We start from the raw sequence: 24268 nt of genomic DNA, 5'->3' as shown, positions 1-24268 counted from the left end.
TAGCTTGCGACGTTCAAGCGGAGGTTAACCAAACCTCCCGGTCAAAACTTTGCTTAAGATCATGAAACAGTCATGAAATATGCCGACCTGCGGGACTTTGTTGCTCAATTGGAACAGCAAGGTGAATTGAAAAGAATCGATATACCGGTGTCTCCTTATCTGGAAATGACCGAGATCGGCGACCGGGTGCTGAAAGCTGCTGGCCCGGCTCTGCTGTTCACGCACCCCCGGCAAGATACCCAGTCATACAGCATGCCGGTACTGGCCAATCTGTTTGGCACACCCAAGCGGGTAGCCATGGGAATGGGGGCCAGCGATGTCATGCAACTGCGGGAAATCGGCAAGACGCTGGCCTATCTGAAAGAGCCGGAACCGCCCAAGGGCTTGCGTGAAGCCTGGGACAAGCTGCCGCTGCTCAAACAGGTGCTGTCGATGGCACCCAAGGTGGTCAGCAAGGCAGCTTGCCAGCAGATCGTGTGGGAAGGCGAGCAGGTTGATCTGTCACGGCTACCTATCCAGCACTGCTGGCCGGGCGATGTTGCCCCGCTGATTACCTGGGGCCTGACGGTGACCCGCGGTCCCAACAAGAAACGACAGAATCTGGGCATCTACCGCCAGCAGGTGATAGGCAAGAACCGCGTCATCATGCGCTGGCTGGCCCACCGTGGTGGCGCGCTGGACTACCGTGAATTCCGCCAGCAGCACCCGGACCAGCCCTACCCGGTAGCCGTGGTGCTCGGCTGCGATCCGGCCACCATTCTGGGCGCAGTCACCCCGGTGCCCGATACCTTGTCGGAATACCAGTTTGCCGGCCTGCTACGCGGCAGTCGTACCGAGTTGGTGAAGTGCATCGGCTCTGACTTGCAAGTACCGGCACGGGCCGAGATTGTTCTGGAAGGCCATATCCATCCCGATGACATGGCACTGGAAGGCCCGTATGGCGACCATACCGGCTATTACAACGAGCAGGATCACTTCCCGGTATTCACCATCGACCGCATCACCATGCGTGAGAATCCGATCTATCACAGTACCTATACCGGCAAACCACCGGACGAGCCTGCGGTGCTGGGCGTGGCACTGAACGAAGTATTTGTGCCCATTCTGCAAAAGCAGTTTCCGGAGATCGTCGACTTCTATCTGCCGCCGGAAGGCTGCAGTTATCGCATGGCGGTAATCAGTATCAAGAAGCAATATCCTGGCCACGCCAAGCGGGTGATGATGGGTTGCTGGAGCTTCCTGCGCCAGTTCATGTACACCAAGTTCATCATCGTGGTGGATGATGACGTGGACTGCCGCGACTGGAAGGAAGTGATGTGGGCCATTACCACCCGCATGGATCCGGTACGCGATACCACTCTGATCGAGCATACCCCGATTGATTATCTGGACTTTGCCAGCCCGGTTTCCGGTCTGGGCGGCAAGATGGGGCTGGATGCCACCAACAAGATGCCGGGCGAAACCAATCGCGAATGGGGTGTCCCCATCGTAATGGATGATGCCGTCAAGACCAGGGTGGATGCCCTGTGGGCGCAACTCGGACTGTAAGTGACCTTGCCGGGCCGGCTATTTTCCTGCCGGCCGGCAATGCCTGTTATCATCGCGGCGTCAATTCGTATCTGGAGCATTCATGTCTGATCTGCACAACCCCAATTCCACCCAGCGCCTGAAGCGCCTGAACCATCGCCAACGCAAGAAAATGCGCGTGGGTGAATACCGCGAGCTTGGCTTCCACTTGATTGCCACCGTTGCAGCCAATGTCAATACCGACAGTCTGCTGGATGACTGGCTGAACTGCATTGATGAAGCAGCCATCAGCTTTGGCGGCCATTTCGATGGCAAGAGCCGCCTGGAAGGCGTGGTATTCCCGGTGGGCGAAGTAGCCATTACCGAAGAAATCCGCGCCAAACTGGTAGCCTGGCTACAAGCACGCAGTGAAGTTTCCGATGTTGAAGCGGGTGACCTGATCGATTTGTGGCACTCGGTGTAATTTCGCTGCCACCCTATAGAAAAGAACCGGCTTAAAAGCCGGTTTTTTTCATTGCAGCGCACTTTTATCGCGGGCTCAGGACAGCTTGCGAAATACCCGGTAACCGACATATAACCAGGTCTCTCTGGCGAGAAATTTTATCTTGTTGCTCCAGCTGACATAACGGCTGGACTGGGTAGGTGCCGGCGCAGCGGCCAAGCCCAGATCATGCGCCATCAACACCGCACGGCGCATGTGCAGCGGGTCGCTGACCAGCAAAAAAGAATGTATCCCGAAAGGACCTGCCAGCTTGCCGGCATTTTCCAGGTTCTGCCATGTAGTACGGGATTCGTTTTCCACCAGCATGGCTGTCATCGGTACGCCCTGGCGCAAGGCGAACTCGCGGCCGACATCGGCCTCGGTTGGATAACCCGGCTCCGGCGTACCACCAGTAAACACGATCCAGCGCACCCTCCCCTGTTTGTAGAGTGTCACCGCATGATTGATACGCTCACGCAAAACCGGTGAAGGCTTGCTGCCCCAGGCAGCGGCCCCCAGTACCAGCGCGGCATCGGCCGGTGTGCTGGCTGGCTCGTCTGCATAATGCACAATGGTCCAGGCCATGTAGCCAAAGCCGAGCAATACCATCAGCACGGCCAGCAGGAAACCTTTGAGCATCAGACGCAGATAAAGCATGAAGCAATGGCCAATGGCAGCAGGAAGAGGAAAAACCCGATTGTAACCCTGTTGACGGACAGATGGCAGCCACTGACGGTTCACCCTGCTGGCATGACTGGTAGTCGGTCGAGCAAGAAATCGGCAGCTAGATTACTTTTCCAGATCCCAGATTGCCGCCTGCAGTGACTCCATGCGCTGACTGAGTGCCTGCTGTGCATCTTCCAGCGCCTGGTTATAAATCTGCCGGCCAATCTGCGCCGCCACAAAGTCGAGCAGGAACTGGGCGTCAAATGCCCCGACATCCACTTGCAATTCACTGGACAGGTATTGCTGCAGAGCAGGTGCCAATTGTTGTAATTGCTGCTGACTGAGCATGGACTGGGTGGGCATGGCTGGGCTTTCATCCGAATGAAGCCCGGCATTGTGCCTTGCGGCAAGGCCTGCTGCAAAGGCGATTGTCCGGCTCTAGCGCAAAAGTGCGCGTCCGATATCCACCAGACCTTGCAATAAATGCTGGCCGGTGCGCTGTTGCAAACGCTGTCCAGTCTGGTAAAGCTGACAGGGGTCGTGGGTTGGTGCTGGCAGCTGGCGGTATAGCGCCAGCTGGGTCTGGCCATTGCCATGTAGCAACGTGATGGTATCGGCCCCCGCCCGGCGGACCAGCCGGGTCAGCTTGTCGGGCAAAGCCGCCTGACTACACCACACATGGCCGGAGTGAAAGGCGGACGAGCGCAGTACTTCTTGCTGACTACGGCCATGCTCGGCAAGGCAGCTCAGCCAGCGCGGGCTGTTTTCCAGCCACCAGATCAGTGCCTGTATCATGATCAAGCTCCATTGTGCATTGCACAATAAGCTTATACATCCAGTCCCTGACTGGCACAAGCAATAAAAAAATGGCCGGGTAAGCTACCCGGCCAACACAGGAAAGTCGGTACCGGACAAGTACCGACAGCAGAACACGGTTATGACAGCCAGCGTGGCTGTGTCAAAGCTTCGGGCAGCAGGGCTTCGTCCAGCTGGGCACGCTGCATCAGCCCGCGCTCCAGCACGATATCGTAGACACTGCCACCGGTGGCATGCGCCTCGGCAGCCACAGCAGTGGCGGCGGCGTAGCCGATGATGGGGTTGAGTGCGGTCACCAGACCGATGGAATTGAGTACGTCGCTACGCAACTTGGCTTCATTGGCTGTGATGCCTTTGACGCAATGCTCGGTCAGCGTGCTGCAGGCGTTGGCCAGATGACGCACGCTGCGGAACATGCTGTAGGCAATCACTGGTTCGAAGGCATTGAGCTGCAGCTGGCCGCCCTCGGCAGCCATGGTGATGGTCATGTCGTTGCCGATCACCTCGAAAGCTACCTGGTTGACCACTTCCGGAATCACCGGATTGACCTTGCCCGGCATGATGGATGAGCCAGCCTGACGGGCCGGCAGATTGATGTCGCCAATGCCGGCGCGCGGACCGGATGACAGCAGGCGCAAGTCGTTGCAGGTTTTGGACAGTTTGACTGCCACGCGTTTGAGCACGCCGGACAGCTGCACGAATGCACCACAATCCTGGGTGGCTTCGATCAGGTTGGGTGCCGTCATCAGCTTGAGGCCGGTCAGTTCCGAAAGGTGTAGACACACCAGCCGTGCATAGTCCGGGTGAGCGTTAATGCCGGTGCCGATGGCGGTGGCACCCAGATTGATTTCCAGCATCAGGGCGCGGGCCTCGCTCAGGCGCTGTTCGTCCTCGCCCAGCATCACCGCATAGGTCTGGAATTCCTGACCCAGCGTCATCGGCACGGCATCCTGCAGCTGGGTACGGCCCATCTTCAGTACGTTCTTGAATTCTTCTGCCTTGGCGGCAAAGGCTTCTCGCAACACGAACATGGTGCGCTGCAGGCGCAGCACGCCCCAGTAGGTGGCCAGGCGCAAGGCGGTAGGGTACACGTCGTTGGTGCTCTGCCCCATGTTGACGTGTTCATTGGGATGCAGCTTGTCGTACTCGCCCTTGACGTGGCCGAGGATTTCCAGTGCACGGTTGGCGATGACTTCGTTGGCATTCATATTGGTGGACGTACCAGCACCACCCTGAATCACATCCACCACGAACTGGTCGTGCAACTTACCATCCACCAGCTCGTCGCAAGCATCGACAATAGCCTGGGCACGCACATCATCCAAGAGACCAAGATCACGGTTAGCCTGGGCAGCTGCTTTCTTGATCTGCGCCAGGGCGATGATCAGGTCGCCATAGCTGGAGATGGTTTGGCCAGTGATGGGAAAGTTCTCCACTGCCCGCAGGGTGTGGACACCCCAGTATGCCGCAGCCGGGACGGCGCGATCGCCAAGCAGGTCGTGTTCGATACGGGTGGACATGCAGCAAGCCTTTGTCAGTAGTCCCCGCCCATGCGGAGTGATGGGGGCAGACTGTAGGCCGGCAGGAGGTGGCTTGGCTAATTCCGATTCGCAATCACATCATGCAAATTTTGCATAACCATGAAAGTACCTGGTTTTCTGAACACTGGGATGACGCTAGCCTGGCTGTCCAAGCGGCACTGGCATGCAGGATGAGCCAGTTGAAACCGTGGGGACTGGCCTGGATATCAGCTCATCGATTGCGGCAGCATCCGCAGCACTGCCGCCAACCACGCCTGGACTCAGAATGGAGAATGCAGGTAGCCCAGATCCCCCGCCTTGAGTAGGTGATACTGCCCCTTCTGATAGCGCAACACCGTGATACTGCTATTGGGAATATCCACTCCCTTGGCCTGCCCTGCTACCAGCAGGTCCAGAATGGTAAGAATGGCACCACCATGGCTGACAACCAATACTTTGCCACCGCCAGTCGCCAAGGCCTTGCTTACTACATCTTGCATGCCGGCACGCAGCCGCGACTCGATCTGCGGATAGGTTTCCGCCCAGCCGCGCGGGTCTGCGTCATGAATAGCCTGCGCAATGGCCCGGTCACTCATCTTGCTTGTGAACGCGCCCCAGTTTCCCCACTGCGGATCAAAGATCATCCCCTGCTGACGGAATAAAGGCGTCCACATCTCCACATCTGGTCTGCCTTCAAAGCTGCCGTAACTCCATTCCCGAAAGCGCTCATCCTCCTGCACCGGCAGCATGCCCTGCTTTCCCTGCGCCAGCACTATCCTGGCCGTGGCGCGCGCGCGCCCCAGATCGCTGCTATAGACGGCGATGAAGTGGGTAGCGGCCAAGCCCCTGCCAGCCTCTTCAGCCCCCTTGATACCCTCTGCCGTTAACGGAGTATCAGACCAGCCCTGCACCTGACTGGTGGTATTGAACATGGTTTTACCATGACGCAATAAATACACATCCACCACCGGGCTGTCGGCCGCAACCGCCAGCTGGCCGGTATGCATGACCAGACAACACACCATCCATTGCACAATTTTGCCGTACTTCATTACTACCCCCTCTGCCGTGGTGAACCTTAGCGAGAGGCCATGCTAGAAAATCGGCACGCAAGTAACAGCAGGCAATCGTCTACAATTTGCAAAGATTGCTCCGAATCTGACCTGCTTGCTACACCGGTTGTGTACTGGCGACCAGGTAATCCCAGAAAGCATCCAGTTCGGGACGGCTGCGTTTGTTGTCGCGATACAGGCGTACTTCCATGTCCACGCTCCAGCCTTGCGCTGCAGCCAATACCAGTTGTTTGGTACGCAGCTCGTTCTGTACCGAGCCGGTAGGTAGAAATGCCACGCCATGTCCTTCCAGCACCATGTTTTTCAGCCCCTCCGCCATATCCGTTTCATAACGCAGCGACAGGAAGGTGGGAGCAGGTGCGGCTTCAAGAATCAGGTCGGTCATCAGGCGGAAGTAGGCATTGCTGGCATAGCCGAGGAAAGGCAGCGGCTGCGCGGCGCTGCCGGGCAAGGCATGGCTAGGGCTGTGGTCAGGATTGCTGCGGACATAGGGACGCAATGTTTCCACCCCCAACCTGAGTCCGCTGTAGCGCGGATCGGTCAGTTCCACCGGTTGCTTCGGGTGGTGATAGCACATCAGCAAATCGCAGCCGCCCTCAACAAATGCCAGCAAGGCATCATGCACATTGCTGGCCTGCAAGCGGCAGGACAGCGGGCCAAAGCCCTGCTCGATCCGGGTGAGCCATTTGGGGAAGAAGGAAAACGACAAGGTATGTGGTACGGCAAGGCTGAGGGTACCTGCCGGCAAGGGCTGCAAGCCGCGCAACTGGGCCCGGGTACTGTTGATCTGTGCCAGCATCTGCACCGCCTGCTCCCGCAGCAATTCGCCTGCCGCTGTCAGCTTGGTCGGATAAGTGGTGCGATCAATCAGGTCGGCACCAAACCAGCTTTCCAGCGATTTTATACGCCGTGAAAATGCCGGCTGAGTAAGGTGACGAACCTCGGCGGAACGGGTAAAACTACCGGTATCAGCCAGAACCAGAAAGTCCTCCAGCCAGCGGGTTTCCATTCTGATTAACTCCCAAGTCTGTTGCTGTTAATTATTCTTTAAATTCAGCCAACTATTCAGAGCATTCGCAGTCAATTTTGGCAGGATTTGATATTTTACAATGTTGCACCGCACATTGCCCCTACAATGCTGCAAACGAAAAACTTGTCCGACAATGAGAATCACACACACTATCTGGCGACGGGTCCTAGGCCTGTTGCCCGGCGAAATTGCCAGCGATGAAACCAGCTGGCTGATCAGTCCTCATCAACACATGCCCTTGCTGCAGCAGCGCCGTGCGCTGATGCTGGTTAATCGCGTCCGGCTGTTTGCCCTGTTGTTTGCGGTGCTTACCCCGCTGTGGATCGTGGTAGACGTGCTTGCCCTGCCGGCGGGGTTGTGGGAAAGGCTGGCTACCCTGCGTCTGCTCTCCACCGTCGCCTTTGCCGCACTGGTGGTGTGGTATCCGCAGGATGGGCGGCTGAAGCCGGCCTATCAGGGCATGGCCATGCTGTTTGCCATCCCTACCCTGTTCTACATCGGCTCACACATGCTGATGACACAGTACCACCTGGAAGGCGTATCTGCCGCAGTGGGGACCGGCTATGCCTTCCTGCCTTTTGTGCTGCTGGCTGCCATTGCCATCTTCCCCCTTACCCTGCTGGAAAGCCTGGCCTTTGCCATGCCGGTGCTGCTGGCTTATGCACTGGCCTGGATATTGGACTGGTCGGTTGCCAGTTGGCCATCATTCGGTGGTGAATTCTGGTTGCTGTCGCTGCTGGCGGCGGTTTCATCGCTGGCCAGTATCAGCCAGCTGGCCTTTATCATCGCCCTGGTAGGACAGACCATTCGCGACCCGCTCACGGCAGCCTTTTCACGCCGCAGCGGTATCGAAATGCTGGAGCTGCAACTGGTGAATGCCGAAAGAAACCAGCTGCCACTGGCAATTGCCTTCATCGATCTGGATCACTTCAAGAGCATTAACGATGCCTTTGGTCATGCCGCTGGCGACAAGACTCTCAAGCAGCTGGTGCAGCAGATCCAGCTGAATATGCGGCGGGGCGACGTACTGGTGCGCTGGGGTGGAGAAGAGTTTCTGCTGCTGATGCCCAATACCGACCGGCTTCAGGGTGAGATTGCCTTGGAACGCCTGCGTAACAACGGTCTGGGTCAACGCCCGGACGGTACACCGCTGACCGCCAGCATCGGCCTGGCAGAGCGACTGGCAGACAAATGCAATGCGCGCCGCCAGTTGGTGGAGCTGGCCGATGCGCGCATGTATCAGGCCAAACAGCAAGGACGGAACCAGGTAATCAGCCGCTAGGCGGCCAATCGCTTCAACCCTGTTGCAGCACTACCCAGTCCTGGGTTGCAGGGGCGGCGCGGAATTCATGCACCACTTGCTGCATCAGCGCGAATGCCTGTGCGCCATCGAGCGCGTGGCAGGCTTCGTCCAGCTGTTGCAGGAAGTGCTGCAGTTCCTCTGCCGGCAGATGGTATTCCTGTGCCCGCAGGATGCGCGGATGGTCGGTGGCCAGTACGTTGTCGCCGATCAGCAGCTCTTCGTACAGCTTCTCGCCCGGTCGCAAGCCGGAGAAGCGGATCTCGATATCGCCACCCGGGTGCTTGTCATCACGCACTTCCAGCCCGGACAGATGCACCATGCGCCGCGCCAGTTCGGCAATTTTCACCGGCTCGCCCATGTCCAGCACAAATACATCACCGCCCTCGCCCATCGCCCCGGCCTGAATCACCAGTTGGGCCGCTTCCGGAATGGTCATGAAGTAACGGGTGATGTCCGGGTGGGTGACCGTAACCGGTCCGCCGGCCTTGATCTGCTTCTTGAACAGGGGCACCACCGAACCGGAGCTGCCCAGCACATTGCCAAAACGCACCATGACAAAACGGGTGTTGCTGCCGCTGGCGTGACGGCCCTGCAAGGTGAGTTCGGCCAGCCGCTTGGTGGCACCCATCACATTGGTGGGGCGTACCGCCTTGTCGGTGGAAATCAGCACGAAGGTATCCACGCCGCAGTCTTCTGCCGCGCGCGCAGTGGTATCGGTACCAAAGGCATTGTTGACGATGCCGGCCACCGGATTGTGCTCCACCATCGGCACATGCTTGTAAGCGGCGGCGTGATACACGGTTTCCACCTGGAAGGTACGCATGATCTGGCACAGGCGGGCATAGTCGGTGACCGAGCCGAGCACCGGCGTGCGCGGGATATCCGGTGCCAGTTGCGACAGTTCCTGATCGATGGCGTACAGGGCAAATTCGGTCAGCTCGAACAGCACGATGCGCGCCGGATTGTTGCGCGCGATCTGCCGTACCAGCTCGGAGCCGATGGAGCCGCCCGCACCGGTCACCATCACCACCCGGCCCTGGATGTTGCGGGCCAGCAGTTCGGGACGTGGCGGTACCGGGTCACGACCCAGCAGGTCTTCGATTTCCACTTCCTTGAGTTCTTCCACCCGCGCTTCACCCGATACCAGGTCAGCCATACCCGGCAGACGCTTGATAGGAATGCGCAGGTGTTCCAGCGACTCCAGGATTTCACGCTGCCGACCACGGCTGACCGAAGGCATGGCCAGCAGGATGCAACTGGCGGTGGTTTCCTCGATCAGCAGCGGCAAATCTTCCGGCGCATGCACGGTCAGGCCGCGGTAGGTACGCCGCCAGCTTTCCGGATTGTCATCGACAAAGGCCATCGGCCGGTATTCCTTGCCAGCCTGCAAGGCCAGCATCAGCTGCACCCCGGCCTGACCGGCACCGTAGATGATGACGTGTTCACGCGGGGCATCTACTGAATCGATCCGCCGCACCAGGCCGCGCAGCACAAAGCGGCTGCCGCCGATATAGGCCATGGCGAACATCCAGAAAATGATGATGGACGAACGCGGGAACGGTGCAATGCGCGCCATCACGATCACCGCCGTCAGCACCAGCACCGCCAGGCTGACCCCGGTGAACACGGTGTAGACAATCTTGTCGTCCAGATACTTCAGCACCGCACGGTACAGCCCCAGCTTGACGAAGATGGGAATCACCCACAGCGGCGGCACGATGAAGATCCACAGATACGGGTCCAGCTTCGGGTCCCAGTAGCCGCCCAGGCGCAACACCACGGCGCTCCACAGGGCCAGCGGCAGCAGCAGCGCATCCATCAGCGCCAGCAGCGCCATCTTGTTGTGACGGGAAAAGGTCAGCAGTTTGTCTAGCATGTCGAATCGACTTTCACGGCCATCAGCGCAGCACGATTTTCAGCAAGGTGGCGAAGATGATGCGGATATCTTCCAGCAGGCTGTGGGTTTGCGCATAGCGCAGGTAATAGCCCAGTTTTTCCGGCAGAATCTGTTCGATATAAGCACGTTCCGGGTCCGCCGCGCGGCCCAGGATCTCGTTTTCATCAATCATGCGGATGGAGGCCCAGTCGGTAATGCCGGGGCGCACCGACAGCACGATGTCTTTCACTTCTTCCGGGTAGTGCGCCACGTACTTGGGCACTTCCGGGCGCGGGCCCACCAGGCTCATGTCGCCGAACAGCACGTCCAGCAACTGCGGCAGTTCGTCCAGCTTGCTCTTGCGCAAAAAGCGCCCGGCACCGGTGACGCGGCTGTCCGCCCCCACGGTCAGCTGGCCCTGTACTTCGGTATTCACCTGCATGGTGCGGAATTTGTGGATGCGAAACAGCATGCCGCCGCGCCCTACCCGCACCTGGCGGAAAAACACCGGGCCGGGGGAATCGAGCTTGATCCACAGCGCCACCAGCAGCAGCGGCCCGGCCAGCAGCAGCAGGCCGATGCTGGCGGCAATCAGGTCGAACAGGCGCTTGAGCAGTGCCGAGCCGGCACCCGGCGGACGGCAGCACGGTGGTAACAAGGCCGGGCCTTCACCCGGCGCTAACGGCTTGTGCTGACTCATGCGCCCAGAATCTCACGCATGGCGACAATCACGCGGGTCTGATCGTCCTCGTTCATGCGGGTGTACAGCGGCAGGGTGACTTCGGCCTCGAAGGCGGCATCCGCCACCGGGAAGGCGGCACGGTCCAGCTGATAGCCATCGCGCCATACCGGCTGGCGATGCAGCGGAATGAAGTGCACCGAGCAGCCAATGCCCTTTTCCGCCATGCGCAGGATGAAGTCGTCACGGCTGATGCCGGCTTCCGGCTTGATGCGCACCGGGTAGAGGTGCCAGGCATGACGGTCCCCGGCATGGGCGGGGCGGGCCGGCAGAATCAAGGGCAAGTCGGCCAGTTCGCGGTCGAAACGCTGGGCCATGACTTCGCGCTTTTCGCGGAAGGCGACAATCTTCTTCAGCTGGTGGATGCCCATGGCAGCGGCGGTGTCCGGCATATTGTATTTGAAGCCGGGGGCGATCACTTCGTAATACCAGGCCGGGGTCTTGGACACATAGCGGTCGAAGGCATCCCGGCTGATGCCATGCAGACGCATGATCTTGCAGCGGGCAATGATGTCCTTGTTCTTCGATACCACCATGCCGCCTTCGCCGGTGGTCATGGTCTTGTTGGCGTAGAAGCTGAACACGGTGACGTCCGAATCCAGCGTGCCCACCAGCTTGCCCTTGTAGGTGGTCGGCAGGGCATGCGCAGCGTCTTCCACCACTTTCAGGCCGTGCTCACGCGCGATGGCGATGATTTCGTCCATCTCGCAAGCCAGGCCGGCAAAATGCACCGGCATGATGGCGCGGGTCTTCGGGGTGATGGCGGCACGGATGGCAGCCGGACTGATATTGAAAGTGGCCGGGTCTACATCCACCACCACCGGGTCCGCACCCAGATAGCGCACCACTTCGGCCGTGGCAGTAAAGGTGTAGCTGGGGACAATTACTTCGTCACCCGGCTGGATGCCGATGGCTTCCAGCGCCAGATGCAGGCCGGCGGTGGCGGAGTTCACCGCAATCGCTTCCACGCCTTCGCCAATGAAAGCAGCAAAGTCGGCCTCGAATTGCTTGGTCTTGGGGCCGGTGGTCACCCAGCCGGAACGCAGGGCATCGACCACTTCATTGATTTCGTCTTCGCCGATATCCGGCAGGGCAAAGGGCAGGAATTTCTGTTCGCTCATTTTCGTCATCTTCAATAGGCGTCGTTGTTCATGGCTGGCAGCCGACGCATGGCTGCCAGTCGCGTATTCGGTCTTGTCAGCGGCGCTGAGAGCGGCTAACAAAATAGCGTAGCGGCCCTGGGGCAAGGCGCGCCGCCGCAGACAGTACAATCAGTACGGCAAGGCGGCGCAACGCAGCAGCAGGGTTTTTGTCAGCTGCGCTTACTGGCGCGCCAGATTATCCGTGGCCGGTTCCTCTTTCAGCGCATCGGCGGCGCGCTTGCCCAGCTTCTGCGTGGGCAGTTCCACCCAGCGGTTGATGGCCAGTGCCAGACACCAGGTCAGCACGGTGGCGGCGGCCACCAGCAGCCACCACGGCAGATTGTACATAGCCAGCACTTCCATCAGCACATAGCCGGCATTGGAATGACAGACATACCAGGCATAGCTGACGGCGGCCACGCGTGCCAGCCACGGGCTGCTCCACAGTGCCGGACGCAGCACACCCAGCACGAACAGGCTGATGCCGATGGCGTAGCTGCCGTACAGCTCTGGCGATGGCCAGTTGGTCACCCACACAAACAGCGCCAGCAGGCCGACAAAATGCAGCACGGTTTCCACTGCTCCGGCCTGCCCGGTGAGGTAAAAATAACACCAGCAACCGGCAAACATCAGCGGGAAATAACACACCACCGAGGACAGGAAATACTGGTCATAGGCCCAGAAATGCGCCAGCTGGCCGTGCAGGCCTTGCGCATTCGGGCCACGGCACAGCATGGCCACCAGCGGCAGCAGCAGCCAGATGGCCCACTTGATGCGTTTGCCGGTGAGTGCAAACGCTGTCCCCAGCAAAGCGTAGAACCACAGCTCCACCTTGAGCGTCCACATCACCGGGTCGATATTGCGTCCGCCCAGCATGTCCTGAAAGGCAATGCTGACATGGCCGATGACATCGCGCCGGGTGATGTCGAAGTCGTTATCCGCCAGCCAGGCGGCAATCCACAAGGCAATCAGTGTCACCGCCAGCCCGGCCCAGTAGGTGGGATAAATGCGGAACACCCGCGACACGGCAAAGCGCAACCCACCCATGCGGGTGAGCGACAAGGGAATCAGCAAGCCGGAAATCAGCAGGAACAGCCCCACCCCCACCGCGCCCAGATTAAAGGGCAATACAAAAGACGCCCCGGCGTAGCCTTCCAGCGGGTCCATATTCAGGATGTCGCTGATGCGCTCGCGATGCTGCCAGAAGGTTTGGGTGAAATGAAACAGGATCACACACAGGATGGCCACGCCACGCAGGCCATCGGCAAAATCAAAACGCACATGCTGCTTGCTGCTACTCATTGCAGTCATCACCTGTTGCCTGCGCTAGCAATACGCGGGCCATAAAGGGAAAAACCGCTATTATCCTCGCCGTTAGTACAGGTTTGCACGACTTTTTCACCCTTGTCGCACTCAGCGCAGCACCGCTTGCAGAAAGCGCTGTGCCAGCACGCGATAGTCGTGATGGGCCAGCACATATTGCCGTCCGGCTGCGCCCATGCGGCCGCGCTCGTTGGGCGTGGTGGCCAGCATGCGGCGTACTGCCTCGGCAATGGCTGCCGGGTCTTCCGCGCCCACGCTGAAACCGGCCCCGGCGTCCTTGACCATGTCATTGCCTGCTTCCACCGAGTGGATCACCGGCTTGCCCGCCATCAGGTAGTCGAACAGCTTGTTGGGATTGATGCCGAAGCGGTAGATGGGCAGCTTGCGCCAGCCGATGAACAGGCTGTCCATTTCTGCCAGAAAGGCCGGTACGGCGCGCTTGGGAATGCTGGGCAAAAACTGCACATTGGTCAGCCCCATTGCGGCAGCCTTCTCCACCAGCGCGGCCTTGTCCGGGCCATCGCCCACCAGCACAAAGCTGGCTGACGTATCTTGCAGCCGGGCGGCGGCTTCCAGCAGGAAGTCCAGCGCATTGGCCAGGCCGTGGCCACCGGCGTAGCCAATCAGAAAGCGCTTGTCGGCCTTGAGTTTGGCCAGCGCGGCCAGGTGCTCGGCTGGTAGCGGCGTGTCAGCGCCCTGCCACTCGGCCACGTCCACGCCGTTAGGAACGACATGGTATTTTTCCGCCGCCATGCCATGTTCCATCATGTAGTCACGCGCGCAGGGCAGCATGGAGATGACGGTATCCGCCTTGCGATAGCCGAAATCCTCGGCCCACTGCATCAGGCGGATGAAGGGGTGGGAGCGCGACATCCCGCCCACTTCCACCGGTGTCAGCGGCCACAAATCATGCACTTCATACACCAGCCGCGCCCCGGTCTTGCCGGCGATGAAGGCGGCGGGGATGGTATCCAGCGGATAGGTGGAGGAGGCAATCACCACGTCCGGCTTCCACTCCTTCAGATAGCGCCCGGACAGGCCCATCACCTTGCCCAGGAAGCTGAAGATGTTGATCACCCGCTTGAGGCCGTTGCCCGGATAGGCCGGGGTCTTGCACCAGGTGTAGCGGATGCCGTCGATGTCTTCGTCCTGATACTTGGAGGACAGCTGCGGATTGGTCTGCCGCAGATGCGAGGTGTCTGCCGCCAGCATATTGACTTCGTGGCCGGCCTTGACCCATTCGCGCGCCAGGTAATAGGGGCGGAATTCCATGCCGTGGCGCGGACTGCCCGCGTAATGATTGATGTAGAGAATGCGCACGCTGCTGCTTTTCCGGATTTAAGTGCCCGCCGTTCAGAACAGACCGGCGGCGATATTGATCATCATCGCCAGCACGGTGGTGTTGAACAGGAAGGACAGGATGCAATGCACGGAGCCGATGCGGCGCATGGCCCGTGAGCTGAAACTGATGTCGGCCGTCTGACCCGAGGTGCCGATGACGGCGGCAAAGTAAAAGAAATCGCTGTAATTGGGTTCTTCGTCCCCCGGGAATTCCAGTCCCGGCTTGCCATAGCGGAACAGCGCCACGTAGTACTGGTGGGCGTAATGCAGGGCAAACATCACCTGGGTGAACAACCAGCTGCTAAAGATGGTGAGCACCGACAGGCCGATATGCAGGCCACGGCTACCACCGTGCAGATCTTTCGCCACCGACAGCTCGGCCACGATGGACAGCAGGCAGACAATGGCCGCCAGCACCACCAGCATCAGGATGGCCATTTCGCCCTCGTCCTGCCGCGCCGCACGATGGCGGATCCGTTCGGCATCAGCCCCATGCATCATATGTAGTGCCAGCAGCAGATACAGACCGGCTCCGGCATTCCAGCCAATCACATAGGCGGTGAGGGTGCGCATCGAGGTAAACATGGTCAGCGCCTGCGCCATGCAGAGGCCAAACACGATGGCAGACAACAAGCGGGGCCGGGTACGCAGGATGTGGATCAGCCGGGCCAGCGGGCCGTGATGGTGACGGATGGGTTTGTCCATATTTGTCTGCCTCAGGCGAGTTGGGCGTAGAGATCCACCAGCTTGCGGCCTTCTGCCGCCCAGCTATATTTTTGCAGCACCGCCTGCTTGCCCGCCTCGCCCAGTTGGCGCATGCGGTCTTCATCCGCCATCAGGCTGTTGATGGCAGCGGCAATGGCTTGCGGGTCTTGCGGGTCAACCAGCACGCCGCAGCCGGCGTCATCGACGATTTCGCGCCATACCGGGAAATCACTGGCAATCACCGGCATGCCAGCTGCCATGTATTCGAACAGCTTGATTGGCAGCGCATCCACGTAATTGGGAGTGGGAAACAGCGTCACCAGGCCGATCTTGCTTTGCGCCAGCACCTGGGCCACGCCCTTGCGGTCCAGCACGCCCAGATCATTCACCCTTGCCCAGCCGGCTTGTGCTTCCAGCTTGGCGCGCAGGTCGCTCTCGCTCCAGATGCCGGCCAGATTCAGCCGGGTGGAAGTATCCGGCAGCGCGGCCACGATGGGTTCGATACCGCGAATACGGCTGATGCCACCGATATAGCACACCTCGTTCTTGCGGCTGTCCCACGGCGTATCGCGTACCAGCTCTTCCAGAATGGGGAAATTGCACACGTCCAGCACCCGCCCGCCCAGCTTGGCAAAACGGTTGCGGATGTGCGGCGTGGACGTCACCACCGCGTCAAAACGTTTGGCCGCCCAGTCTTCCACTGTTTCAAAGCTGCCGGACACCAGAGGACGGATGGCACCGGGAATCCAGTGCTTGGCCAGAATCTGGCGCGGCATGTCTTCGTGCACGTCGTAAATCACCTTGATACCAGCCTGCTTCAGCCGCACAGCAGCGGGAATCAGCTCCGGGTCGTGAAAATGCACGATGTCCGGGCGCAGCGCCAGCGCCGCCTGGTATACCCGGCTGGTGGTGCCGGTCATGCGGGCAAAGCGGCCGCCGGTCTTGGGGCCGACATCGTGAAAGCGCACCCCGTTGCGGATTTCCTCGCCCAGACCATCGGCCACGATCAGGGTCACCTCGTGACCGGCTGCGGCCAGTGTGGTGCATTCCTTGATGAAAATGCGGATGTCGTGACGGGGATGGGCTGACGTGAGATGAGCTACTTTCATGCGACAGAATCCTTGTGTGCCGGCCCGGACAGCAGGCTGGCATAGAGATCAGCAAAGTGCTGCATATTGCTGTGATGCAGGGCTTTTTGGGCCACCAGCTGGCGGTTGAGCTGCACCGCCTGCGCCAGGCGGGCATTATCCGCCGCCCAGTCCATGCCGGACAGCAGGCTGTCGGCCAGCCGGGCAATGTCTTCGGCAATCAGGCCGTTGAGGCCGTCGATCACCCATTCGCCATTGGCCGGCAGATTGGACAGTACCGGCAGGCAACCGTGCCCCATGGCTTCCAGCAGGCTGATGCTGGTGGCGTCCGAGCGCGGCACGCTGACAAACAGGCGCGACTCCTGGTACAGCGCGCCCAGCACGGCGGCTGACACGAAACCGGTGAACTCCACCCTTTGCAGTTGCAGGCGGCTGGCCAGGGCTTTCAGGCTGTCGGTGGACTCGCCACTGGCGGCCACGGTGAGGCTCCAGTCCGGGTAACGGCCGCTGGCTTCCACCTGCTGCCAGGCATGCAGGATGGCGTCAATGCGATAGAGCGGCTTGTGCAGACGGCAGGACAGCACCTTGTTGGCCTTGGCCGCGATATCAGGCTGCGCCGGCAGCGCGTCCATACCGAAGTTCAGCACGTCGATACGGCAGTTATCCCCTGCCAACTGGCGGATTTTCGCTGCCATGTACAGCGAATCCGAGGTAATGGCCGTCGCGGCACGCAGATTGGCGCTCACCATCTGCCGCATCAGCCGGTTACTGTCCGGCAGCAGCAGCACGTCCGAGCCCCAGGCGGTCAGTACCATTGGCACACGGCTGCCACTCAGCGCCCGGCGCGCATGCCAGGCCACGCTATTGGCCTGATGCACATGGACAAGATCCGGCTGGATCTGTGCTATCCAGCGACGCAATGTGCCTGCGCTGCCCAGTGCCTTCAGGCCAAAGTCCAGGCGCAGCTCGCCCTTGAGATTGGCCGGACGCTTGTCGGCAGGGACTTCGCCATTGCAGGCCAGCCAGATTTCGTCCACATGCGGGGCGATACCGGCCAGGTAACGCCAGGTGTGTACCGAGGCCGAACCGATCAACAACAGCTTCATTGGATATTTTCTTTCTCGATGCGGCGCAGTTCCGCCAGCAGCTGGTCCAGTTTGTGCGCTAGGGCGGTGTTGTCGGCCAGCGCAATATTCATCGGCAGGTTCAGCACCGTGGCTGCCAGCCGCTCGCCCTGCGGCGCACTACCGGCCACATAGCCATGGCGGAAGGAACCGGCCGGATGGATCACATCATCAAACCACACGCCGATATTCAGCCCGCTGGCCTGACTCAAGCGTCGCGCCAGCGCGGCCTTGTCCGCCACCGGGCGGGACAGTGCAAACGGGTAACGCACCCAGTGGCACGCAGCACCGGCAGGCACTGTCCATTGGGTGATGGACGGCAGTGCCGCCAGTGCCTGTTGGTAACGCTGCGCCAATGCCTGCTTGTGCGCCAGCGTGGCGGGCAGATGCGCCAGCTGGCGGCGTACCAGTACGCTGGACAGCAGCGGCATGGCGCGCACCGGGTGCGGCATGCCTTGTGTCACTTCGGCATCGGCCGAGCGGTAAATCAGGCCCATACGACGGTTGATGGCCATGGTGATGCGGCCCAGCAGCGGCCAGCGTGCGCTCAGCAGATGGGCTTTGAGCGTGGCCAGCAAGCGCCATTCATCGGCGCAACTCAGCTCCGGCCAGTCTTGCTGCGGCGCGGCCATGCCAGCCGGAAAGATGGCCAGGCCGCCGATGCCGCCAGTCAGGTTCTTGGAATATTCAAAACTGAAGAAAGCCCCGTCGTGATAGCTGCCCAGCCATTGGCCATCCAGCTGGCTGGCAAAACCGTGGGCGGCATCATCGATGAACTTCACTTGCGGATGGGCAGCGCGCAGCGCCTCCGGCACCCGGCACGGCAAGCCGTAATTGTGCGGCACAATGACGGCGCGGGTGGCCGGACCGATGGCGGCGGCCAGCACCTTCCAGTCAAAATTTAGGGTATCGGCAGAGACATCGACAAAACGCAGCGTGGCCGAGAGCGCCGGGATCTGGTTAGGCACCACCACGCAGGTATAGGCCGGGACAATCACCTCGTCCCCAGCCCCGATTCCGTGTTGCTGTAACAGTACGCGCAGCGCGGCACGGCCGGTGTCGTACAGGCCGATGCGCGCCTCGTCCACGCCAAAGCAGGCTGCCAGCTCGCGCCGCAACGCGGCACGCTGGAAGACTCGGCCACGCAGCATGCCGGGCAAGGCGGACAGGTAATCGCACAGGGTCAGTGAATTAGCCGTGAGCATGGTCTTGCTCCAGTTGGCGACACAGCCGGAATACCCAGACCATGTAGATGATGTAATAGATGGAAACCGTCACCGACAGCAGACGGAATACCTGATGGGCATTCTCCCCCGCCCAGTACACCACGCCCAGCGAGCCCAGGTTCACCACCACACCCAGCAGGGCAAACAGCAGCGACTGGCGCTGGCGCGACAGCACCATGGGCACCATGAAGCAAGGCGCAGCCAGGAACATGCAGAAGAAGGACGGCGTCAATGTGGCGGCAATCTGGCCGGCATCGCGCCATTGTTCGCCAAAGGCAAAGGCAAACAGCGGCCCGCCCCAGGCCATGATGATGAGAAAGGGCACAATCGCCAGCGCGGACAGCACCAGCAGCGCCTTTTTCAGCAAGGGCCGCAGGCTGTGGCCCTTGGCATGGGCTTCGGCCAGATCGCGGTACAGCACTTGCGACACGGCTTGCCCCAACAAGGCGGCGGGTAGTTTCAGCACCCGCACCACCAGGCCGTAATGGCCCATCAGTTCGGCGGTGGCCAGCATGCCCAACAACTGGACCATCAAGGAATCCTGCAAGGCCACTACAAAGGCATGCGGGGTGTTGACCAGCGGGAATTCACGATAGCGGCGCAGGATACGGCCCATGCCACCGGAACGGGCGGTACGCAGCCACTGCGGCAGTGCGCGCCAGTCTTGCCGCGCTTGCAGCAGCCAGGAGGCGGTCTGGCCAGAAATTTGTGCCAGCAGCAGACCCAGCGCACCCAGCTTGCCAAAGCCTGCTGCCAGTTGCACCGTCACCATGGCGGCGGATTGGCCCATGCGGCCCTGCGCATTGGCGCTGTAGCGGCGCTGGCGGTTGTTCCAGTTGGTCCAGATCTGGTTATTGGCCGCCACCCAGATGCCCAGCGGCAGCAAGGGCAGCCACGGGGCCATGGCCGGGGCATGCAGCCCGGCGGCAATCCACGGTCCGGCGGCCAGCAGCGGAATGCTCAGCACCGCCAGCAGCAGAGTGTTGAACAGCAGCGCCAGCACCATCAGGCGCATGGCGTCGCTCTCTTCTTCCGGCAGCACCACTGCCATGTCGTAGCGCCAGGTGGCAATCACCACCAGATTGGACAGCCAGGCGACAAACTGCGTCAGCACGCCAAAGTCGGCCGGGCTGTACAGCCGGGTGAGCAGCGGGGTGAACAATACCGGCAGAAACTGCGCCACGGCAGCGCCGCCAGCCAGGGTGGCGACATTGCGGGCAAAGCCGCCCTGCCCCAGCCTGGCCTTGAGTTTGGCCAGCACGCTCAGCCCAGTGCCTTTTTCACCGCAGCGACGATGGCATCCTGGGTGGCTTCATCCAGGAAGGGGTGCATCGGCAGGCTCATCACGCGCTTGCCGGCGGCTTCGGCCAGCGGGAAGCTGCCTTCGCCCTGGCCCAGATGGGCAAAGGCCGGTTGCAGGTGCAGCGGAATCGGGTAATGCACGGCGGTGGGCACGCCCAGTTCCTGCAGGGCTTTCTGTACCGCTTCGCGATTGTCCACCTCGATGGTGTACTGCGCGTAAACGTGGGTATTGCCCGCGCCGATCACCGGCACGCGGGCCACGTCCTGCAGCAGCGCGCTGTAGCGGGCACCAATGCGCTCACGCGCAGCCACTTCGTCGGCAAAGCTGGGCAGCTTGGCCAGCAGCACCGCGGCCTGGATGGTATCCAGACGGCCGTTCAGGCCGATCACCGGGTGGTGGTAGCGACGGTCCTGACCGTGCACGCGGATTTCGCGCATTTTCTTCGCCAGTTCGTCGTCATTGGTAAAGCAGGCACCGCCGTCGCCATAGCAGCCCAGCGGCTTGCTGGGGAAGAAGCTGGTGCAGCCGATGGTGGACAGGTTGCCGGATTTCTTGCCGTGCTGGCTGGCACCAAAGCTTTGTGCGCCGTCCTCGATCACCGCAATGCCGTGCTTGTCGGCAATGGCGTTGATGGCGCTGAAGTCCGCGCACTGGCCGTACAGGCTGACCGGCATGATGGCCTTGGTACGCGGGGTGATGGCGGCTTCCAGCAGCGCCGGGTCCAGGTTGTAGCTGATGGGGTCGATGTCGACAAACACCGGGGTGGCACCCAGCAGGGCAATCATTTCGCCGGTGGCGATGAAGGTAAACGGCGTGGTGATGACTTCGTCGCCACGGCCCACACCCAGCGCCATCAGCGCAATCAGCAGCGCCTTGGTGCCGTCACACACGCCGATGGCATGCTTGACGCCAGTGTAGGCGGCCAGTTGCTGTTCTACTTCCTTGACTTCCGGCCCCATGATGTACTGGCCGTGATCCAGCACCGCGTGGATGCGGGCGTCGATGTCGGCTTTCAGATGCTGGTACTGCGCTTTGAGGTCGATGAACTGGATGCTCATGGCTCGATTCCTTGCTGGGGCCGGGCTGCCGTGCGGGCAGCCGTCGGGGTTGTATGGTTTCAGGCGGTGCAGGCTGGTCCGGTTCAGGCCGGAGTGCAGTGATTGCCGCCAATCTGGTAAAAGCTGTCGCAGGCCGGGCAGGCATGGGTGCCGATGTCATTGGGCAGACGTTCGCCACAGGCGCACATCCAGCCGATACGCTTGGCCGGGGTGCCCACCATCAGCGCATAGGCCGGAACGTCGCGGGTTACCACCGCGCCGGCACCGATAAAGGCATATTCGCCCACCTGATGGCCGCAAACGATGGTGGCGTTGGCACCGATGGAGGCGCCGCGCTTCACCACGGTACGGCGGTATTCATCCTTGCGGCTGACATGGCTGCGCGGATTGTTGACATTGGTGAACACCATGGACGGCCCGCAGAACACGTCGTCTTCCAGCGTAACGGCATCGTAGATGGACACGTTGTTCTGGATCTTGACGTTGTTGCCGATCTCTACGTCATTGCCGACAAACACGTTCTGGCCGAAGGAGCAGCGCTCGCCAATGCTGGCGCCGCCGCAGATATGCACCCAGTGCCAGATGCGGGTGTCGGCACCGATTTGTGCGCCTTCATCAACAATGGCGGTGGGATGTACGGTGTATTGGGTCATGGGCGGGCCTCCGGACGGGGGTCAGAAAAACAGGAAAAAGCCATCGGCAAAATACACCAGGCCAAGCAGGCCAACCGGCAGTGCCGCCAGCCACACCGCCTTGCGCTTGAACAGGCCGGCGATGGAGGAAATCAGGATGGCCACTTGCAGGAAGATCACCGCCACGCCAAACGGCTTGCCCTGACGCTGGGCGGCATCGCGCTCGGCTTCCAGTTTGCGGGCGGTCTTTTCGATATCCTTGCGCTCGGCCGCATAGCGGGCAGCCTTGTCGCCCACTTTCTTCAGCTGGGCCTGATAGTGTTCGCGCTGTGTAGTCGTTGCGTTGGCCGGCAGGCTGTCCAGCTCGAACTGCAAGCGTTCACGCTCCACATCATACAGATTGCCCTTGATGCCCTTGGCCTGATAGTAGGCCCATTGGTCCGAGGCCTGGGCCTGGGCGATCACGCTGCGGGTGGAAAAACCGCCGCCCTTGAAGGTGGACAGCGTGGCGCACACCGCCAGGATGACAGTGGTGAGCGCCAAATAATTCAGCCAGGGGTCTTTCTTTTCTTCAGCCATAAACCTGCTTTGTCATGCGGTAATCGGGAAACGGGCGCACCGGCTGGATGGCCGCGCGCCGGACATGCCTGGAGCGGTGCTTAGTAATCCAGCGGCAGGCTGATGCGACGGCCATCGCGCGCCGACAGATACATGGCAATCAGCAGTTCCAGCGACTTCAGCCCTTCGCGGCCGTCGGTTTCCGGCTCGGCCTTGCCCTGCATCACGTTGATCACGTTGTCGTAGTACAGCGGGTGACCAAAACCGTAGACGCTGGTGGTGGCATAGCTGGCGTTCTTGATTTCGTCGTCCATGGCGTGCGGTTCGGCGAATTCCCAGTGCTGGATTTCATTCACCGCCACACCACCCACCCGTACCGAACCCTTTTCACCCAGGATGGTGATGGAACCTTCCAGGTTCTTCGGGTAGGTGAGCATGGTCACGTTCATGCTGCCCAGCGCGCCGGAACGCCATTTGACGCTGACAGTGCCGGTGTCTTCCACTTCGATGTTGCGCGCCAGCGTGGCCGTGTAAGCCTGCACGCTTTCCACCGGGCCGATCAGCCAGTCCAGCAGGTCCACATAGTGGCTGGCCTGGTTCATGAAGGCACCACCGTCGAATTCCCAGGTGCCGCGCCAGCCGCCCTGGTCGTAATAGCTTTGCGGACGGGTCCAGAACACGTTGACGTTGACCATGTAGATGCGGCCAAAGCGTTTTTCCTGCATCGCGCGCTTGAGCAGTTGCAGGGTGTCGTTGCGGCGGTTCTGCTTGACCACGAACATGCGCTTGCCGGCCTTGTCGGCGGCTTTCACCATGGCCAGGCCGTCTTCCCAGCGGGTGGCCATCGGCTTTTCCGTCATCACGTGGAAACCGGCTTCGGAACATTCGATGCTTTGCGCCGGATGCAGGCCGGACGGGGTGGTCAGCACGATGATGTCGGCATTGGTGGCGGCCAGCATGTCGGTGAGGTTGCTGTGGCCACGGGCGCCGGTGCGCTCTACCGCAGCTTGCAGTGCAGCCGGGTCGATGTCACAGACATCCACCAGTTCGGCACGGTCTTCGTGTTTTTCCAGCGAACCGAAATGGTTGTTGGCAATGCGGCCGCAGCCAACCAGCGCGAAGCGGATCTTGCGGTCGGTAATCGGGGCGTGATGTACGGTTTTCATGGTGTGTTCCGTTCTGTGCTTAAACGGCAAAAGGCGACCACGGGGTCGCCTGCTTGCGTCATACCGTCAGGGTCAGGCCTTGACGATGTGGTCGGCGGGGTCCAGATACTTGCCACGGCTGTCGACAATCAGCTGGGCGTGTTGCTTCAGCAGGGCATAGTCGAACTTGTCATGGTCGGTGGCCAGCAACACGCAGTCGTAGCTGGCAATGGTGGCCGCATCCAGCGCCACGCTGGACAGCGCGAAGTGATGCTCGCGCATTTTCGGGAACACCGGCACGTGCGGGTCGCTGTAGGACACATCCGCGCCCAGGTCGCGCAGTTTTTCCATCAGGAACACCGACGGGCTTTCGCGCATGTCGTCCACGTTCTTCTTGTAGGCAATGCCCAGCACCAGCACGCGGCTGCCGTTGATGGCCTTCTTGCGCAGGTTCAGCGCAGCGGCCACTTTCGCGACCACATAATCGGGCATGGCGCTGTTGACTTCACCGGCCAGTTCGATGAAACGGGTGTTCACGCCGTATTCACGCGCTTTCCAGGTGAGGTAGAACGGGTCGATCGGGATGCAGTGA

24 protein-coding genes are annotated in these 24268 nt (G+C 60.7%); 3 read left to right on the top strand and 21 right to left on the bottom strand.

Going from position 1 to position 24268, the window contains the following annotated elements; genetic code table 11:
- Positions 1-72 precede the first annotated feature (72 nt).
- Both ubiD and QVF59_RS06510 read left to right on the top strand, forming a co-directional pair.
- The gene (gene ubiD / locus QVF59_RS06515) at positions 73-1548 is read left to right on the top strand and encodes a 4-hydroxy-3-polyprenylbenzoate decarboxylase (protein WP_287878196.1); all 1476 of its coding nucleotides are present in this window, start codon (positions 73-75) and stop codon (positions 1546-1548) included.
- Positions 1549-1630: 82 nt separating this feature from the next.
- Positions 1631-1990 carry a 50S ribosome-binding protein YggL gene (locus tag QVF59_RS06510; protein ID WP_287878194.1) on the top strand — a complete coding sequence of 120 codons (360 nt, stop codon included), beginning with the start codon at positions 1631-1633 and terminating at the stop codon, positions 1988-1990.
- A 75-nt stretch (positions 1991-2065) separates the two neighbouring features.
- On the opposite strand, the gene QVF59_RS06505 is transcribed toward QVF59_RS06510, so the two are convergent.
- From QVF59_RS06505 to QVF59_RS06480, 6 genes are all read right to left on the bottom strand, one after another.
- Positions 2066-2665 (bottom strand): YdcF family protein, encoded by a 600-nt coding sequence (locus QVF59_RS06505; RefSeq protein ID WP_159879810.1) that lies wholly within the window; start codon positions 2663-2665, stop codon positions 2066-2068.
- Positions 2666-2797: 132 nt separating this feature from the next.
- Entirely contained in the window at positions 2798-3037 is a 240-nt protein-coding gene (locus tag QVF59_RS06500; RefSeq protein ID WP_287878192.1) for a DUF2164 domain-containing protein, read from the bottom strand.
- A gap of 75 nt (positions 3038-3112) precedes the next feature.
- Complete coding sequence (locus QVF59_RS06495) at positions 3113-3469, bottom strand: hypothetical protein (RefSeq protein ID WP_287878189.1); 357 nt, start codon at positions 3467-3469, stop codon at positions 3113-3115.
- Between the two features lie 140 nt (positions 3470-3609).
- On the bottom strand, positions 3610-5010 hold the full coding sequence (gene aspA, locus QVF59_RS06490; protein WP_287878188.1) for an aspartate ammonia-lyase: 1401 nt from the start codon (positions 5008-5010) through the stop codon (positions 3610-3612).
- Positions 5011-5291: 281 nt separating this feature from the next.
- Positions 5292-6062 carry a histidine phosphatase family protein gene (locus QVF59_RS06485; RefSeq protein ID WP_287878186.1) on the bottom strand — a complete coding sequence of 257 codons (771 nt, stop codon included), beginning with the start codon at positions 6060-6062 and terminating at the stop codon, positions 5292-5294.
- 118 nt (positions 6063-6180) lie between these two features.
- Positions 6181-7092, bottom strand: a complete 912-nt coding sequence (locus tag QVF59_RS06480) for a LysR family transcriptional regulator (protein ID WP_287878184.1) — start codon at positions 7090-7092, stop codon at positions 6181-6183.
- Between the two features lie 154 nt (positions 7093-7246).
- Here QVF59_RS06480 and QVF59_RS06475 point away from each other — a divergent pair, with 154 nt between their 5' ends.
- Positions 7247-8395 carry a GGDEF domain-containing protein gene (locus QVF59_RS06475; protein WP_159879820.1) on the top strand — a complete coding sequence of 383 codons (1149 nt, stop codon included), beginning with the start codon at positions 7247-7249 and terminating at the stop codon, positions 8393-8395.
- 13 nt (positions 8396-8408) lie between these two features.
- Here QVF59_RS06475 and QVF59_RS06470 read toward each other — a convergent pair whose 3' ends face one another.
- The 15 genes from QVF59_RS06470 to QVF59_RS06400 all read right to left on the bottom strand — a co-directional run.
- A complete protein-coding gene (locus QVF59_RS06470) occupies positions 8409-10292 on the bottom strand; it encodes a polysaccharide biosynthesis protein (protein WP_287878179.1) in 1884 nt (627 codons plus the stop codon).
- 22 nt (positions 10293-10314) lie between these two features.
- Positions 10315-10992, bottom strand: coding sequence for a sugar transferase (locus QVF59_RS06465; RefSeq protein WP_287878177.1), 678 nt, complete (start codon positions 10990-10992; stop codon positions 10315-10317).
- Complete coding sequence (locus QVF59_RS06460; protein WP_287878176.1) at positions 10989-12152, bottom strand: DegT/DnrJ/EryC1/StrS family aminotransferase; 1164 nt, start codon at positions 12150-12152, stop codon at positions 10989-10991. The genes QVF59_RS06465 and QVF59_RS06460 overlap by 4 nt, the downstream gene beginning before the upstream one ends.
- A 201-nt stretch (positions 12153-12353) precedes the next feature.
- Positions 12354-13475, bottom strand: coding sequence for an acyltransferase family protein (locus QVF59_RS06455; protein ID WP_287878175.1), 1122 nt, complete (start codon positions 13473-13475; stop codon positions 12354-12356).
- A gap of 111 nt (positions 13476-13586) precedes the next feature.
- Entirely contained in the window at positions 13587-14816 is a 1230-nt protein-coding gene (locus QVF59_RS06450) for a glycosyltransferase family 4 protein (protein ID WP_287878174.1), read from the bottom strand.
- Positions 14817-14849: 33 nt separating this feature from the next.
- Positions 14850-15542: a DUF1345 domain-containing protein gene (locus QVF59_RS06445; protein WP_287878172.1), complete on the bottom strand. Its 693-nt coding sequence runs from the start codon at positions 15540-15542 to the stop codon at positions 14850-14852.
- An 11-nt stretch (positions 15543-15553) separates the two neighbouring features.
- A complete protein-coding gene (locus QVF59_RS06440; RefSeq protein ID WP_287878169.1) occupies positions 15554-16651 on the bottom strand; it encodes a glycosyltransferase family 4 protein in 1098 nt (365 codons plus the stop codon).
- Positions 16648-17736 carry a glycosyltransferase family 4 protein gene (locus QVF59_RS06435; protein WP_287878167.1) on the bottom strand — a complete coding sequence of 363 codons (1089 nt, stop codon included), beginning with the start codon at positions 17734-17736 and terminating at the stop codon, positions 16648-16650. The genes QVF59_RS06440 and QVF59_RS06435 overlap by 4 nt, the downstream gene beginning before the upstream one ends.
- Entirely contained in the window at positions 17733-18959 is a 1227-nt protein-coding gene (locus QVF59_RS06430; RefSeq protein WP_287878164.1) for a DegT/DnrJ/EryC1/StrS family aminotransferase, read from the bottom strand. The genes QVF59_RS06435 and QVF59_RS06430 overlap by 4 nt, the downstream gene beginning before the upstream one ends.
- Positions 18946-20241 carry a lipopolysaccharide biosynthesis protein gene (locus QVF59_RS06425; RefSeq protein WP_205677461.1) on the bottom strand — a complete coding sequence of 432 codons (1296 nt, stop codon included), beginning with the start codon at positions 20239-20241 and terminating at the stop codon, positions 18946-18948. Before QVF59_RS06425 ends, QVF59_RS06430 begins: the two co-directional genes overlap by 14 nt.
- A gap of 2 nt (positions 20242-20243) precedes the next feature.
- Positions 20244-21341, bottom strand: coding sequence for a DegT/DnrJ/EryC1/StrS family aminotransferase (locus tag QVF59_RS06420; protein WP_287878162.1), 1098 nt, complete (start codon positions 21339-21341; stop codon positions 20244-20246).
- A gap of 83 nt (positions 21342-21424) precedes the next feature.
- Entirely contained in the window at positions 21425-21994 is a 570-nt protein-coding gene (locus QVF59_RS06415; protein WP_045848837.1) for an acyltransferase, read from the bottom strand.
- Between the two features lie 21 nt (positions 21995-22015).
- Positions 22016-22552, bottom strand: coding sequence for a DUF4337 domain-containing protein (locus tag QVF59_RS06410; RefSeq protein ID WP_159879842.1), 537 nt, complete (start codon positions 22550-22552; stop codon positions 22016-22018).
- A gap of 80 nt (positions 22553-22632) precedes the next feature.
- Positions 22633-23697 (bottom strand): Gfo/Idh/MocA family protein, encoded by a 1065-nt coding sequence (locus QVF59_RS06405; protein ID WP_287878161.1) that lies wholly within the window; start codon positions 23695-23697, stop codon positions 22633-22635.
- A 72-nt stretch (positions 23698-23769) separates the two neighbouring features.
- Positions 23770-24268: UDP binding domain-containing protein (locus tag QVF59_RS06400; RefSeq protein WP_287877813.1), on the bottom strand; the 499-nt coding region annotated here is incomplete at its 5' end.

This window comes from Aquitalea sp., assembly GCF_030150775.1.
Lineage (GTDB): Bacteria > Pseudomonadota > Gammaproteobacteria > Burkholderiales > Chromobacteriaceae > Aquitalea > Aquitalea denitrificans.
This window is presented reverse-complemented; position numbering and strand designations above follow the sequence as displayed.